The organism is Bacillus sp. AFS037270 (genome assembly GCF_002585305.1).
Window position 1 is genome coordinate 59,838 of the sequence record NZ_NUNF01000039.1, and the last position, 14,521, is coordinate 74,358.

Annotated in this window: 14 protein-coding genes and 1 pseudogene; 10 read left to right on the forward strand and 5 right to left on the reverse strand. The window is 36.5% G+C overall.

Features of this window, described 5'->3' with window-relative positions; genetic code table 11:
• Positions 1-12 precede the first annotated feature (12 nt).
• The 3 genes from COD92_RS19525 to COD92_RS19535 all read left to right on the forward strand — a co-directional run bounded on the left by COD92_RS19525 (position 13) and on the right by COD92_RS19535 (position 3,949).
• Entirely contained in the window at positions 13-1,443 is a 1,431-nt protein-coding gene (locus tag COD92_RS19525; protein WP_098530713.1) for an amidohydrolase, read from the forward strand.
• A gap of 238 nt (positions 1,444-1,681) precedes the next feature.
• Positions 1,682-2,920 carry an MFS transporter gene (locus COD92_RS19530; RefSeq protein WP_098530714.1) on the forward strand — a complete coding sequence of 413 codons (1,239 nt, stop codon included), beginning with the start codon at positions 1,682-1,684 and terminating at the stop codon, positions 2,918-2,920.
• Positions 2,921-3,499: 579 nt separating this feature from the next.
• Positions 3,500-3,949 (forward strand): hypothetical protein, encoded by a 450-nt coding sequence (locus COD92_RS19535; protein ID WP_098530715.1) that lies wholly within the window; start codon positions 3,500-3,502, stop codon positions 3,947-3,949.
• A gap of 462 nt (positions 3,950-4,411) precedes the next feature.
• Here the strand turns inward: COD92_RS19535 and COD92_RS19540 are convergent, their stop codons facing one another.
• Positions 4,412-5,104 (reverse strand): DUF899 domain-containing protein, encoded by a 693-nt coding sequence (locus COD92_RS19540; protein WP_098530716.1) that lies wholly within the window; start codon positions 5,102-5,104, stop codon positions 4,412-4,414.
• 282 nt (positions 5,105-5,386) lie between these two features.
• Here COD92_RS19540 and COD92_RS19545 point away from each other — a divergent pair, with 282 nt between their 5' ends.
• The 4 genes from COD92_RS19545 (at position 5,387) to COD92_RS19560 (ending at position 10,565) form a co-directional block, all read left to right on the forward strand.
• A complete protein-coding gene (locus COD92_RS19545) occupies positions 5,387-6,607 on the forward strand; it encodes an SEC-C metal-binding domain-containing protein (protein WP_098530717.1) in 1,221 nt (406 codons plus the stop codon).
• Positions 6,608-6,745: 138 nt separating this feature from the next.
• Positions 6,746-8,407 (forward strand): sensor histidine kinase, encoded by a 1,662-nt coding sequence (locus tag COD92_RS19550; RefSeq protein ID WP_098996487.1) that lies wholly within the window; start codon positions 6,746-6,748, stop codon positions 8,405-8,407.
• Positions 8,404-9,171: a LytR/AlgR family response regulator transcription factor gene (locus tag COD92_RS19555; RefSeq protein ID WP_098530719.1), complete on the forward strand. Its 768-nt coding sequence runs from the start codon at positions 8,404-8,406 to the stop codon at positions 9,169-9,171. The genes COD92_RS19550 and COD92_RS19555 overlap by 4 nt, the downstream gene beginning before the upstream one ends.
• Before the next feature lie 146 nt (positions 9,172-9,317).
• Positions 9,318-10,565 carry an L-lactate MFS transporter gene (locus COD92_RS19560; RefSeq protein ID WP_098530720.1) on the forward strand — a complete coding sequence of 416 codons (1,248 nt, stop codon included), beginning with the start codon at positions 9,318-9,320 and terminating at the stop codon, positions 10,563-10,565.
• 313 nt (positions 10,566-10,878) lie between these two features.
• Here COD92_RS19560 and COD92_RS19565 read toward each other — a convergent pair whose 3' ends face one another.
• From COD92_RS19565 to COD92_RS32145, 3 genes are all read right to left on the reverse strand, one after another.
• Positions 10,879-11,073, reverse strand: coding sequence for a DUF1259 domain-containing protein (locus COD92_RS19565; RefSeq protein WP_306418553.1), 195 nt, complete (start codon positions 11,071-11,073; stop codon positions 10,879-10,881).
• Between the two features lie 164 nt (positions 11,074-11,237).
• Positions 11,238-11,516, reverse strand: coding sequence for a hypothetical protein (locus COD92_RS19570; RefSeq protein WP_098530721.1), 279 nt, complete (start codon positions 11,514-11,516; stop codon positions 11,238-11,240).
• A 69-nt stretch (positions 11,517-11,585) separates the two neighbouring features.
• Entirely contained in the window at positions 11,586-11,984 is a 399-nt protein-coding gene (locus COD92_RS32145; RefSeq protein ID WP_098530722.1) for a hypothetical protein, read from the reverse strand.
• 179 nt (positions 11,985-12,163) lie between these two features.
• On the opposite strand from COD92_RS32145, the pseudogene COD92_RS32150 reads away from it, so the two are divergent.
• Positions 12,164-12,313 (forward strand): annotated as a pseudogene (locus tag COD92_RS32150) (YmaF family protein); the annotation flags it as partial.
• A 183-nt stretch (positions 12,314-12,496) separates the two neighbouring features.
• On the opposite strand, the gene COD92_RS19580 reads toward COD92_RS32150, so the two are convergent.
• The gene (locus tag COD92_RS19580) at positions 12,497-12,895 is read right to left on the reverse strand and encodes a YkvA family protein (protein ID WP_098530723.1); all 399 of its coding nucleotides are present in this window, start codon (positions 12,893-12,895) and stop codon (positions 12,497-12,499) included.
• 327 nt (positions 12,896-13,222) lie between these two features.
• Between COD92_RS19580 and COD92_RS19585 the strand changes: the two genes are divergently transcribed.
• Positions 13,223-13,639: a BlaI/MecI/CopY family transcriptional regulator gene (locus COD92_RS19585; RefSeq protein ID WP_098530724.1), complete on the forward strand. Its 417-nt coding sequence runs from the start codon at positions 13,223-13,225 to the stop codon at positions 13,637-13,639.
• Positions 13,640-14,494 (forward strand): M56 family metallopeptidase, encoded by an 855-nt coding sequence (locus COD92_RS19590; RefSeq protein ID WP_098530725.1) that lies wholly within the window; start codon positions 13,640-13,642, stop codon positions 14,492-14,494.
• Positions 14,495-14,521 lie beyond the last annotated feature (27 nt).

A 14,521-nucleotide genomic window follows, 5' to 3' on the forward strand; every position in this document is an offset into this window, starting at 1 on the left:
GAGGAGTAAAATTTGAGTAAGGAAACATTGTTAGATTGGATTAGTAAAAATGAAGAAAGATTTACAGATGTTGCGCAAAAAATCTGGGAAAATCCACAGGTTGGCTATCAAGAGATCTTCGCATCTCAATTACAAAAAAGGATTTTAAAGGAAGCGGGCTTTACGATAAAATCGAATATTGGAGGAATACCAACAGCTTTTATTGCAGAATATGGATCAAATAGACCAGTAATTGGTATTCTGGGTGAATTTGATGCACTGCCAGGCTTGTCACAACAAATAAGTTCTGAACGTAACCCAGTAGTCCAGAATGGACCTGGTCATGGCTGCGGACACAATTTATTAGGAACGGCAGGAGTGGAAGCTGTGATGGCTCTTAAGGAGCAAATGGATGAAGAAATGCTGCCTGGAACGATACGATATTATGGTTGTCCAGCTGAAGAACTACTCTCCGGGAAAACGTTTATGGCTCGCGTTGGGGTATTTGATGATTTGGATTGCTCGCTGACATGGCATCCGGGAACGAACAATGTGACGGCGAATTTCAGTATGCAGGCATTAACGGCGATTGAATTTTTCTTTTCTGGTCGAACTTCCCATGCTGGAGCAGCTCCACATCTTGGACGCAGTGCTTTAGATGCTGTCGAGTTAATGAATGTAGGTGCCAACTATTTACGTGAACATGTACCAGATGGTTCTCGGATCCATTATCAGATTACAAACGGGGGCATGGCTCCTAATATAGTGCCTGATGCTGCAAGTGTTTATTATTTCTTACGCGGTGAGAATCGTGAGCAGGTGGATGAATTAACGGAGAGATTAATAAAAGTGGCGCAGGGAGCGACTTTAATGACCGAGACTTCCGTAAAATGGGAAATCAAATCTGGTTGCTACGATACATTGCCAAATGAAACTCTAAATGATCTCATGTATCAGCAAGCTGAATCAATTGGCTCAATCGTCTATACGCAAGAAGAAGAGGCATTTGCTCAAGAGCTCTGCCAAAAAGTTGATCCATCTGTGTTGGCCGCTGCTAAACACCAAGCCATTGGTGCAGATGATAAAATACTTGATCCTGGATTTTATAATGATAAGAAGGATTTTGGTAAAACCATGGGTGGATCATCGGACATAGGAGATGTCTCATGGATTACACCGCTCGGACAAGTTATGACAACGTGCGCACCTCTAGGAGTCCAGCTCCATACATGGCAGGCAACAGCTTCTTTTGGATCATCCATTGGCATGAAAGGAATGCATTATGCAGCTAAACTAATGGCATCTTCTGCTTACGAATTATTACTGAATAAAGATGGTATTCTTGAAAAAGCAAAAGCAGAATTTACAGCTAGTACTAAAGGTGAGGCTTACAAGCCAGGTATTCCGGATAAGATTAAACCACCTGTGAAACATAGTGAGCTTTTTTCAGTGACAGTAATATAAGATTGAATTATCACTATAATATAAACATTAATTGTAACAGAATTATTAAACAATGTAATTTACATGTAAAGGAACTCTATTAAAAATAAATGATGATTTCAAGGTATAAGGGGTAGGTAGAATGGCATGGAAAAAATAATGATTCCAATACAACGACCCATTCTACCTAAAATATCTTGGACATCTAGTATATCGAGTAAATGTATAGTAGAAGAGTTATGAAAAGGAGCGTGTTGTAATGGTTGAAAAAAATAGGGCCTCGAATAGCAAGATAATATTGTCAGTTCTCTTTTTTGGCTGGATCGTATCGTACATTGATCGAACAGTTATAAGTCTTTCACTTGTGCAAATTAGCGAAGATTTATCGCTTGATGCGTCAAAATTGGGAATAATTCTAAGTGCCTTTTTTATGGGTTATGCTTTGATGCAAATTCCGGGTGGATGGCTTGCAGATCGCTTCGGATCAAGGAGGGTTATCACAACTGCTATTTTATTCTGGTCCATATTTACAGCACTTACTGGCATAGCCTGGTCACTAACCTCGTTAATTCTGATTCGCTTCCTTTTTGGAATTGGGGAAGGAGGATATCCTTCGGCTAGCACCAAAGCCATATCTGATTATTTTCCGGTTGCTAAAAGGACGAAAGCTCAATCAACCATGATGTCTTCAAATGCGCTGGGTGGTGCACTTGCCCCTATTATTTGTGCTCCTTTACTAGCTTTGTTGGGGTGGCGTCATGTATTTTGGGTTGTATCACTTCTTGGTATTATTGTAGTTGTCTGTTTCCTTCTAGCTACTAGAACTAAAGGTGAATACACTGGTTCGGATACCGCGCATAAGCCTAATAAAGAAGAATATAAACAGCTTCTTCGAAATTCCTATTTGTGGAAGGTTCTATTTGTTTTCTTCTTTATTAATATTACAAACTGGGGTCTCTCTTCATGGATGCCTACCTACTTAATGCAGGTTCTGGGAATTGATCTCAAATCAGTAGGACTTATCAGCGCCATACCTAGCTTGTTCATGGCAGTAGGAATGGTGATTAGTGGAAGAATCATCAATAAGTTTGGTTCTTATGCCAAGTATGGAGTCATCGTTGGGATTTTTATAATGGGAGTATTTCTTTATCTGATGACGCTAGCTACTAGTATTAGCCAGGTGATTATCTATCAGTGTATTACTTTTATTTTTACTTCTTTTATCATGAGCTTTATCTTCACGCTGCCCCACCGTGTTATGGAACAGAAGGTAGTAGGTACTGCCTTTGGTATCATAAATTTCGGAGGTCAAGCAGCAGGTATCTTTTCCCCGATGATCATGGGAGCTCTGATTGCTTCGTCAGGAGGATCTTACAAAAGTGCATTCTTATTCTTAACCATTTGCTGCTTAATCGCAGGAGTCATTGCATTTTCACTGCCGTCCAGTAAAAATAACCCTAAAGTAACTGAGCAACCAACGGTAAATACAGTAAGTTAAGAGCCAAAAAAAACCATTAAAACGTGGGAATTTTGGGAAAATTAATTGATTTGAGCATTAAAAGTGTGAAAGTAGGTTAATTACTAATAAGAAATAAATTTTATTATGTTAAAAAGTTATTAAATAAAAGATTTGTCTGTTATGAATTTTTTGATTATTCTGATTAGAAATTAAATATCGTGCGGAAGACGGTTGTGGTAGAGTGCAATTTTTACCCCACCGAAAGAGCAAGTTCCAAAAGGACCCTTGGAATAAATCTTCAGGCAGATGTACAGAGAACGGTAGTAGGAATTCAATACATGATAAAGTAGTTCAGTTTGGCTAAAAATATGATTGAGCCAAATTGAACTACTATTTTTATAGGAAAAAAGAATGGACAAAGGCTCCAGAAAGAAAAACATATCGACAAATAGTAGTATCGGAAAATCAATGATAGAATAGTAATAATTACCAATATATCATAGAGCATATCCCCAAGGTTATTTAGAGAAACTTTTGACAGAATAACGTAAACATCAGAATGATGAATAAGTAGACTATAATGATATTATGTAAACCGTACGAAAAAAAGCAGCTAGTGTGGCAAAAAAGAAGCATAATACAAATAACACCCCAAGAAGGAAACTCTATAATCGTAGAGATTGTCTTCAGAATGCTAAAAAATGGGCTGAACAAAACAACGGTAATAACCTTGCAAAGAGATATAGTAATTGGTTTGGAGTAGACCTATACTGTGCCATTATAGAACTAAAAATGTTGGTCTATAAATTTAAACAGTCATACAAAGAGCAGGTAAAGAAATCGCTTGAGGCAAGACAAAAACAGAAGAAGAAATGGAAGCTTGACAAAGAGCAGGTAGAAGATTTTGGGGAAGATATGTTTTACTTTGTAGCGGGATATACCGAAAACGGAGTGCCCTTTGGTTTAACAAGAGAGGAAATGGAAGAAGATTCTGAAACGTCGCCTATACTACAATCCAAAAAAAACAAAAATCACTTTAATATCAATGATGATGACTTACCATTCTGACTACCGTAAAGTGTGTAATCCTTAAAAGGGCTGAAAAACCCTATAATACCAATGTTTACACAGCTATAGAAGTATAATTCTGAATCCTTTTTTAGGGTACGAACAGGGGATTATCAAGACTGTTTTTAAAATGTTGTACTTAATCAATTGATTGACAGCTACTATGTAAAATATTAGGGGATGAAAATAAGGAAATTGGATTTTGTTACTTTGAGTAAGTATTTTACAAATAAAATGGATACCTAAATAAATAATTTAAACAGAGACTTTAAGTACCCGTTATTCATAGAACCGGCTTTTTATAACAATCAGTTTTAATTACTTTTTTTGGAATTTAAGATCGCGAGGTTCAAGTTATCAAACATAGTCGTTAGCTCGTGGAGTTTTATTAAGCTCGGGAGTTTAGTTTAACACTGAAATTATATTAAACGACAAAAAAGCGAGGTACTCCCCCGCCTAGTTTTATATTTTTGGTACATATTGATCATGGTGCCGCAGTCCGCGATCATCCTGTCGACCTTTCGGCACCAGATCGAGAAACTGATATGTTATATTCATCATGTCAATGCCACGCGCATAAGTCGAGTATGTATGATATATATTTCCACCTTCATTTTTGTAAAAAACACTTACGCCTTCCCTGTCGGTACTCATAGGATTCTGCATTGTATAATTGTAAAATGCTTGTTCCTTTTCTACTTCTTCTTCGGTAAAAGATGCTTGAAAATCATAATTAAAATCTGTTTGCCCAGATGAATACCAAGGAAATGTCCAACCCATACGTTTTTTGAATGCTTCCAACTTTTCTAAGGGTGCACGGGAAATACAGACAAAAGAGACATCCTGGTGATTTAGGTGAGGAATCATCCCACTGTAGTGATCCGCCCAAAAAGAACAATGTTTGCAGCCTTGCTCCCAACTAGGATTGAACATGAAGTGGTATACTATCAGTTGACTTCTTCCATCAAATAAGTCTGCTAGTGACAACTTACCGTGAGGACCCTCAAATGTGTAAGACTTGCTGACAGCTTCCCACGGCAAATCTCGTCTCTGTTGCGTAAGTTCATCCCGCAACTTCGTAAATTCCTTTTCTTTCTGTAGAAGATCTTTTCTGGCTTCGTTCCATTCATTCTTTGGCAAAACTTTATGTTTCATAGCAACACCTCATCATCTCGTTTTTTCCCACTTATTCTAACCAATATAGAACCTAGTATGCTTTTTTAATCTCCCGTCAAAGCAGAAAGCGTACCTAAAAATGATTTATACTTGCGTGATGCAATGGAACATTTAGAAACTAAGCCTTAGATAGCGTATAGATGAAACAGTTTATTATTAAAACTATTTTCTGATATAATAAACATCTAAAAAGGCGAGCTCTTTTTTACATATAGCAATTTCAAAAATACATTAAACTACTATTTTCAGAAGGTGAACAACTTGAATACTAGCAGCATCGATAAAGAAACTTATGAAAAATTACAAGGCGCTTTAGAAGATCTAAGAGAAATGACGTGGAAGAATCAGCAGAAACGGGAATTAAAAATGTGGAGTGATATTTTTATCCCGTTAACATTAAACGATGTACTTACGAGATTTTCTAAAGATGAATTAAGTGCTATCAGGAAACGTTTAGAGATAAAAGGCGCTAGTCAGCTAAAAAAAGGGGAATTAATAGACGTATTAAGTATAAAGATTCCACTTTCGCTTGAAAAGATTTGCATGTATCTGGACCAAGAGCGTTTCAACTTAATCAAAAAATTAGTCCATCATGGCGGGTATATGGAAGCGCCAAAATTAACGGCAAATCAACTAAACTACTTTTTCAGCATTGGGATCATCTTCACAGGAACTTTCCAAGGCAAAAAAGTCATTGCAATACCTGAAGAATTGGGTCAGAATCCGTTTATCCGAGACAACCACAAGCCATTAATCACCATTAGCAGACGTAATACAGAATGGATCAAACTTACACAAGGATTGCTCTACTATTATGGTACTTTAACCCTCACTGAGCTGCATGATTTGCTAGAAAAATACATGAATGAACCTATCAGACTTTCCGATTATCTATCAGTCATCAATCATGCTATCTCCTACTACGAGCAAATAAGATTGGATCAGTTAGGCTTTTCCAATAGTCGAGTCTTGGATTCAGAAAAAGTAAGAGGTGAACACAAAGCCAGAAAAGATCTGGCATTTTTCCCATTCTCTAAAGAGCAATTACTTAGAGCGGGTGAACCCGGATATATCGAACGAAATGATAGCTATCTTCAATTTGTTCATTTCTTAATTCAAAACTATGAAATGAGCAGGCAAGAAGCAGAGGGAATGGTAGAAGAATGCGTTTATGCGACCAACATCGGGGAGAGCCCAAATCATATTCTTCAATTTCTGCAAAGCAGACTAGAATTCGAAAATATAGAAATCGCGAAGGCCTGCTTGGACAAAGTCGTAAATCTCATGAATAACACGAGGCAATGGTTCCTCAAAGGGTATTCACCAAGTGAGCTATCGAGGGCCTATGAGCAGCAAAAATTACAGCAATACCCAAATCCTAAAGCGAAGATTGTGGATTTCACAACCAGACAGAAAATCGGTCGGAATGACCCTTGTCCTTGTGGAAGTAACAAGAAATATAAAAAGTGTTGTGGGAGATAATATATCTCTGAATCATTAAGTCTGCCTTCAATCACGAGGCAGACTTTTACAATGGAACGTACTTGCACAAAATAAATAAAGGTACAGAAGAACATTCATCAACCAAAATATCGATGCGTAATTTGAGAGGATTTTTCCATGAATACATCATTAGAAATGCTGATCCATTTATTTGAACGAGCGGCCTTGCTGTTGATTTGTCTGTTTTTCATGATTCGGATTCCGAGATTTAAGGAATCTCTTCAAAAAGATCGTCATTCTCTGACAGAGCGGCTTGTGATTACCGTCTTGTTTTGCTTATTTGCTATTTTTGGGACCTATTCAGGGATCAATGTCGAAGGTTCACTGGTGAATACCAGGATCATCGCGGTTGTGTCTGGTGGTATTTTGTTTGGACCTTGGGTGGGTATCATTTCTGGCGTCGTTTCGGGTTTACATCGCTATTTAATTGATATTGGCGGGGTCACATCGGTCCCATGCTTAATCACAAGTATAATTGCGGGAATTGTTTCTGGTTACATTAACCGAAGAGTAAAGAGGTCCTTACGTTGGATCTATGGAATTGCGGCTGGGATGTTTTGTGAAGTATTAACCATGCTGTTGATTCTTGCATTGGCTGAACCATTTTCACTTGGTTTGGACATCGTTTCTAAGATAGCCTTCCCTATGATTGCCGGAGAATTAAACATCGGTCTGATTGTATTACTGGTCATGAGTGTGGAAGGTGAAAAGGAAACGATTGCGGCAAGACACGTCAAGCTTGCATTAGATATCGCTAATAAGACTCTGCCTTATTTTCGCTCCATCAATACGGATTCCTTAAGGCAAATCTGCAGTATTATAAAAAATGATATCAAGGCCGATGCGGTTGCCATTACAGATAATGAAACTGTACTCGCCTATGTTGGTTTCGGGGAAGAAAGATATGTGACTGGACAGGAAATCATTAGTGAATTGACAAAAGAAGCGATCCGAACGGGCAAATTCATCATTCGGAATCATATCGCGGATCACCATACGCCCCAAATTCACTCTCTGTTGATTGTTCCTTTTGAAGAACATGGAGAGGTGACAGGAACATTAAAAATTTACTATCGAAAAGCTTATAAGATGACTTATTCGCTTCAGACAATGGCGATCGGACTTTCTCAGATCATCTCTACACTTATGGAGGTTTCACGGATTGAACAGATAAAGGCAGAAGCAAATAAGGCAGAGTTGAAGGCACTTCAAACAAAGATTAATCCGCACTTTTTGTTTAATGCCCTTAATGCCATTGCCTCCACGACACGAAGGAATCCGGATAAGGCCCGTGAATTGATCATCAATCTATCTGGTTATATGCGCTATAATTTAGAGGTAAGTGATGAATTGATTGATATTCATAAAGAGTTGGAGCAAGTCCGTGATTATGTAGAAATTGAAAAGGCCCGTTTCGGCAGCCGTTTAACTGTAGAGTATGACATAGACGAAGTGAATGTAAACATACCAAGTCTTCTTATCCAGCCGTTAGTGGAGAATGCTATCATTCATGGCATCTTAAAGAAAAAAGGCCCTGGCGTGGTGACGATTGCAGTTAAAGATTTGGGAGAAAAAATAAGAGTTAGCGTGAAAGATACGGGTGCAGGAATTAGTGAAGATGTCATCCACCATGTGCAGCATGACACGGTACCGGCTAACAAAATCGGCTTGTATAACGTCCATCAGCGCGTCAAACTCATCTATGGAAATGGTCTGGTGATTCATCGGTTATCACCAGGAACAGAAGTTTTTTTTGATATGGTAAAGGAGAAAAAATGAGAGCGATTATTGTAGAAGACGAAATTCCAGCTCGTGAAGAATTGGAGTACTTAATTGAAGCTTATAGTGAAATTGAAGTCACTCATTTCTTTGATGATGGCTTAGATGTTTTAAAATTTCTGCAGGAGCAAGAAACAGATGTGATTTTTTTAGATATTAATATACCATCACTTGATGGGATGCTGCTGGCTAGCACCATTAGCAAATTTACGAAAAGGCCCTATATTGTCTTTACCACGGCCTATAAGGAACATGCTGCTCAAGCGTTTGAGCTTGAAGCCTTTGATTATATCCTCAAGCCATATGATGAAAAGCGGATGGCAACGATGTTAAGCAGGCTTGAGGCTGCTTATCAACGAGATCAGACACAGGGTAATTTCCTAAACAGTAGGCCTAATGCTCCAGTACAAGAAATGGAGGTCCATGCAAAGTCTTCAAACCGAATCAATTTAAAAAAGAACGATAAAATTATTGTGACGGATGTAAATGACATTTATTATGCGGAAGCAAGTGAAAAGGTGACATTGGTTTATACGTTGAATGAAGAGTATACGATGCAGATGAGTATAACGGAGTTTCATGCCCATCTACCAGAAGACATGTTCTTTCGCTGTCACCGATCGTATACAGTTAACTTAACAAAAATCCGTGAAATTGTGCCATGGTTTAATCAAACCTACCTACTGCGTCTTAAAGATCTGAATGCAGAAATCCCGGTAAGCAGAAGTAAAGTAAAAGCGTTCCGACAAATTATGCAGCTATAATATCCATTCATTCCAAATAATAAGCATTTCATTCTGAAAACGATTTCTGTCCTTTTTTCAATGGTATGATGATCACATCAACAAGGTAATTAAAAATTTCTAATTAGAAAATGATCATTTTTATTGGGAGAAAAGAGGAGATCATAATGAAAGCAAGCATGGATCGTCGTTGGTTAATTGTAATAGGAACGATTATCGTACAAATGGGATTAGGTACTATCTATACTTGGAGTCTTTTCAACCAGCCCTTAGTCGACCACTTTGGCTGGAAGTTAAATTCAGTTGCTTTGACTTTTTCGATTACCAGCTTAGCCTTAGCACTATCCACGTTGTTCGCTGGGAAGCTGCAAGATAAATGGGGCATTCGCCGCTTACTTATTTGCGCCGGCATTGTCCTTGGTGCAGGATTAATTATTAGTTCACAGGTATCATCCTTATGGATGCTTTATATCTTGGCAGGTGTCATTGTTGGGGCAGCTGATGGTACTGCTTATATCACATCTTTATCAAATTTAATTAAATGGTTTCCTGAAAGAAAAGGACTTATTTCTGGTATTTCGGTTGGAGCGTACGGTACTGGTAGTTTGATATTCAAGTTCATTAACGGGTCATTCATCCAGTCAGCTGGAGTTACCCAAGCCTTCTTTTTCTGGGGACTAATCGTCATGATTATGGTCGTAGGTGGTTCATTTCTAGTTCGGGAAGCTAAAGTAATTCATGAATCGAAAATTCAAAATGGCAGCATTCAAAAAGACTATACTGTGAAAGAAATGTTGAAAACGAAGGAAGCTTATCTCTTATTCGTGATCTTCTTTACAACATGCATGAGCGGATTATTCCTGATTGGAATTGTGAAGGATATCGGTGTTAAAATGGCAGGGCTTGATATTGCGACGGCAAGTAATGCGGTAGCGTTAGTAGCAATCTTTAATACAAGCGGACGTATCATTCTCGGAGCATTATCCGATAAAGTAGGCCGATTACGAGTGGTATCAGGTGCATTGCTTGTTACAGCGGCAGCGGTTACGGTATTAAGTTTTGTCCACCTGAATTATGGATTGTTCTTTGCTAGTGTGGCAGCGATTGCGTTTTGTTTTGGCGGGAATATTACAGTATTTCCAGCCATCGTAGCAGATTTCTTTGGTTTGAAAAATCAAAGTAAGAACTACGGAATCATTTATCAAGGCTTCGGTATTGGTGCCATCTCAGGATCATTTATTGCTTCTTCATTGGGTGGATTTATCCCTACCTTTAAGCTGATTGCGGTTTTAAGCATTGTATCTGTTGTCATCGCCATGATGATCAAGGCGCCAGGCAATGGGACACCTAAAGCGAAGCATAAAAGGAATACTGGTAAAATTCACAGTCTGTCACCGGATACACGAGCAAGTTAATAGCAGTTTTCAATTTTAAATAGTGAAAACATAATAAAAGGCAGGAGAATACTGCCTTTTTTCGATTGAATAGGTCAGTTCCCTTTTGACAATAAAATCTTGTATTTCGTTCATATTTGAAATCCTACGGATAAGCAGACATGATTGAAGGGCTTGAAATTCTGGGTTATTCTCCTTCTGGAGCGTTAAGCGATTATTTTCAATAGAAAAACTATACATAGTTATATTTATAAATTAATACTAAAAGTTTCAGTATTTAATATGAAATAAGCCATTTGTGACGTAATTAATTATCACAAATGGCTTTCTATTTTTATAACAAGCCTACTTCTCTTGCTGCTTCAAAACTATCTCTAGCAAACTTAAACGGATCTCCTACACGCTCCCAGTGCATATACATTAATCTTGGTTCTTCAAAAAGCCAATGATTATGAACAGCCGTAACTGTAATTCCTCTTCGGCGTAATGCAGTTAGGAAAGGATTAATTTCTCTTAATAGTTTGTTCATTAATGGAAGTTTGGAATAGGCATACTAAGATGGCCCAAAAAACTATTTTTGGGAAAATTTTTATTATAAGACATTTTTATAAAGTAATAAATTTACCAAGAAAAGCTTTCACCTATCCCAATAAAGGATGGAATACATTGATCCCACCCACAATTGTATGAAAATTAAAAATCTACATCTATATCAGTATTTTGATCTTGGTCGTTTTCTTGATCTTGTTCAGATCTTACACGTGCATTGCTTCTGCTATTTAAGGTAATATCTACACGGGAATTACCTGAGTTATTAATAGTTGCTCTAGCAACATTAGTATTTCTGTCAACATTGCGTACGTCTGCTTCTGCTTCTGACTCTGAACGATTTCGAATATCGTTTTCAATATCATTATTTACATCAATGTTTACATCTGTGTTGGTGTTATTACGTTGGTTTCTTCTTGCCATTTTTTCATCCCCTTAAAATTTAAATTACTATTTTAAAGCATTTAATAGTGAACATCTATAAGAAAACTCTTAAAAATCAAAATCCACATCGATGTCTTGGTTTTGTTCGTTGTCTTGTTCTTGGTCCGATCTAACACGTGCATTACTGTTGCTGTTTAGTCGAACATTAAAACGAGTATTTCCAGAGTTATCCATAGCCGCTCTAGACTCATTGTTATTGTTGTCATCATTGCGTACTTCAGCTTCTGCCTCGGATTCCGAAGAATTTCTCACTTCATTATCAAATTCATTATCAATGTCCACAGCAACATCGGTATTTATGTTACTGTTGTTGCTCCTTTTATTGTTGTTGTTTCTGCTCCTATTCCTATTCCTGTTATTGTCGTTGTCAATGTCATTGTTTTTTGCAGAACCTCTAAACACAGATTGATTTCCTTGATTATCAAATTCTCTGTTACTTCTACCCAATTGTTTCAACTCCCTTTCCTCTGTCTATTAAGCATCTTATTCTCTAGATGTGCAGTGGATTGGACAAGTTACCGAGGATAAAGACCCATTTTCTGTGAAATAGTATTAATTTTAAATGAAAATTGCTAAGGTTAAATACGAAAGAGATGAGTGAAATGCGTTAAAGGGAGAGTGTGCTTATGGCGAAGGTAGGAAAAGATGACTTTGTAAACGGTTTTGTACCACACCATAACCATGGTTCTGTTGATTATACTTCAATGGAAGCGAGTCATGTTCATCAGTGTTTAGATGTCACTTCACCACCAATACCAACGTCTACGAAAACACACACAGTATTTTACTAAACATCTGTGTGTGTTTTATTTTATGATGGTTTAGACTTGGTTCAAATACCATCAAATACTAATATTATTCTTACTAGAACAATGTTTTAAGGGCGAGCAAATTTGGACTTTCATGTTTTTTTGTGGTTTTGCTATAACAAAAAAGATGATGGTTTTCATCATCTGAGTCTAATTAAATAATTCAAAAATCAACTTGCCAATCCAAACGGCAAAAACTATCCAAATTAAAATAAAAAGAATACCAACTAGCCAATTCTTTTGCTTTCCATTCTTTCTCATGTCTTCCGCCTTCATTCGGTTTTCCTTGATAACATGGGGAGGAATCAATCTTAATGCAAGGGAGATTCCAAGAGGAACAATGATTAGGTCGTCAAGATAACCCAATACAGGTATAAAATCTGGGATTAAATCAATGGGACTAAATGCATAAGCCACTACACTGATAGCAACGATTTTGGCATACCATGGAACTCTATTATCTTTATATGACAGAAAAAGTACAAATAAATACTGTTTCAATTTTCTTGCATAGTTTTTTAATTTCGTTATTACATTTACTTTTTCCATTCGTGTTCAAAACCTCCATTCATTATGATTATAAATAAACTTTTTAAAGAAATTATTTTATTGATCTAAGTGATTGTCTATTCAATTTTATTATCCTATACATAACTTATATTTCACCAGTTGCATATCATATCCCTATCGAACCATATTAAACTAAATTGATCAATAAACTGATTTCTTAGAATAAAGAAAAATTATGTTATATCAAGGATATATTTAAAATAAGAAATTGGTTTTTTAAAATCATATTTTGTAATTAACTAATCCTTTGATTGAAAAATTAGAAACAATACACTACAATTTGTAATGAAGGGTAGGGTGTGTTAATTGACAATAAATAATTTTCGTGTTGATCAAGAAGGGCTTAATCGTTTTTTCGGTCCACTTGAATCCAAAATAATGAATATTCTTTGGAATGGGAATGAAAGTAGTATTAAGGAAGTCCAATTAATTTTAGAAAAAGAAAAACCTATAAACTTTAATACTGTTATGACAGTTATGAATCGTCTTGTTGATAAAAACATTCTTACAAAAAGATTGGAAGGACGTACATCTCTCTTTAAGCCTCTCACCACCAAAGAGGATTTTATTAATAACCAATCAAAAAAGCTAACAGAAAACCTTTTAGATGAATTTGGGGGATTAGTTGTTAACCATATGCTCGATTCATTAAAAGAGGTGGATGATAATTTACTGGAAAAACTGGAACAAAAACTGGAACAATTAAAAAGGGACAGAAAGTAAATGGTCTGGAAACAAAAGTCAGCCGCAGTGTTTGGATTAGCCCTCTTCTTTGCGATCATTTTGTTTGTTCAAATGGGTTTGTACATATTAAATATTTTTATTGGACCAATAGAGCTATTTAATATTTTTATTTTTTGCGTGAGTTTATTTAAACCAGGTACGTTTGGATATTTTGCAGTTGAGGTTATTGTAAATACCTATATTTTTTATACGGTTTTCATTATTAGTAAAAAGGTTATTGACCAGATTGTTTTATTACGTTCATTTCAACATCAGCTTCAACAACGTATTCATATATATAAATCTAGTGAATTGAATGAAACCTTTAACAGAAAAAATAATGACATTGTGGTTATTCAAGATAAGGAACTTTTAGCATTTACCTTTGGGTTTTGGAAACCAAAAATAGTGCTTTCAACTATTTTAATTGACATGTTAGATTCGAGAGAATTAGAAGCAGTAATATACCATGAGACGTCGCATCAAAAGTATTATGATGGATTGAAGGTTTTTGTTTTACAAATAATCTCAGAAATAATGTGGTATATCCCTCTTACGAAATGGTCCTATCAGAATTATAGGATCATGGTTGAACTAGTAGCGGATGAATTTGCGATTAAAAGAATGGGTTCTGAACTTGGTTTGGGAAGTGCTTTATTAAAGTTAATCAAGAATCAATTAAAAATTGCAAATCCTTCACCAGCTCTTGTACATTTTGCGGATGAAACAGTTGATTATCGGTTAAAACAGCTATTAAATCCACAACAGACCATACCAGTTAAGATGCAGGCACGGTCAGTCATTATCTCATTAAATATGTTCGTTATCATACTTTTCATTTTAGTAATAGCATAACCATTTTTATTTTTCTAAAGGATTGGA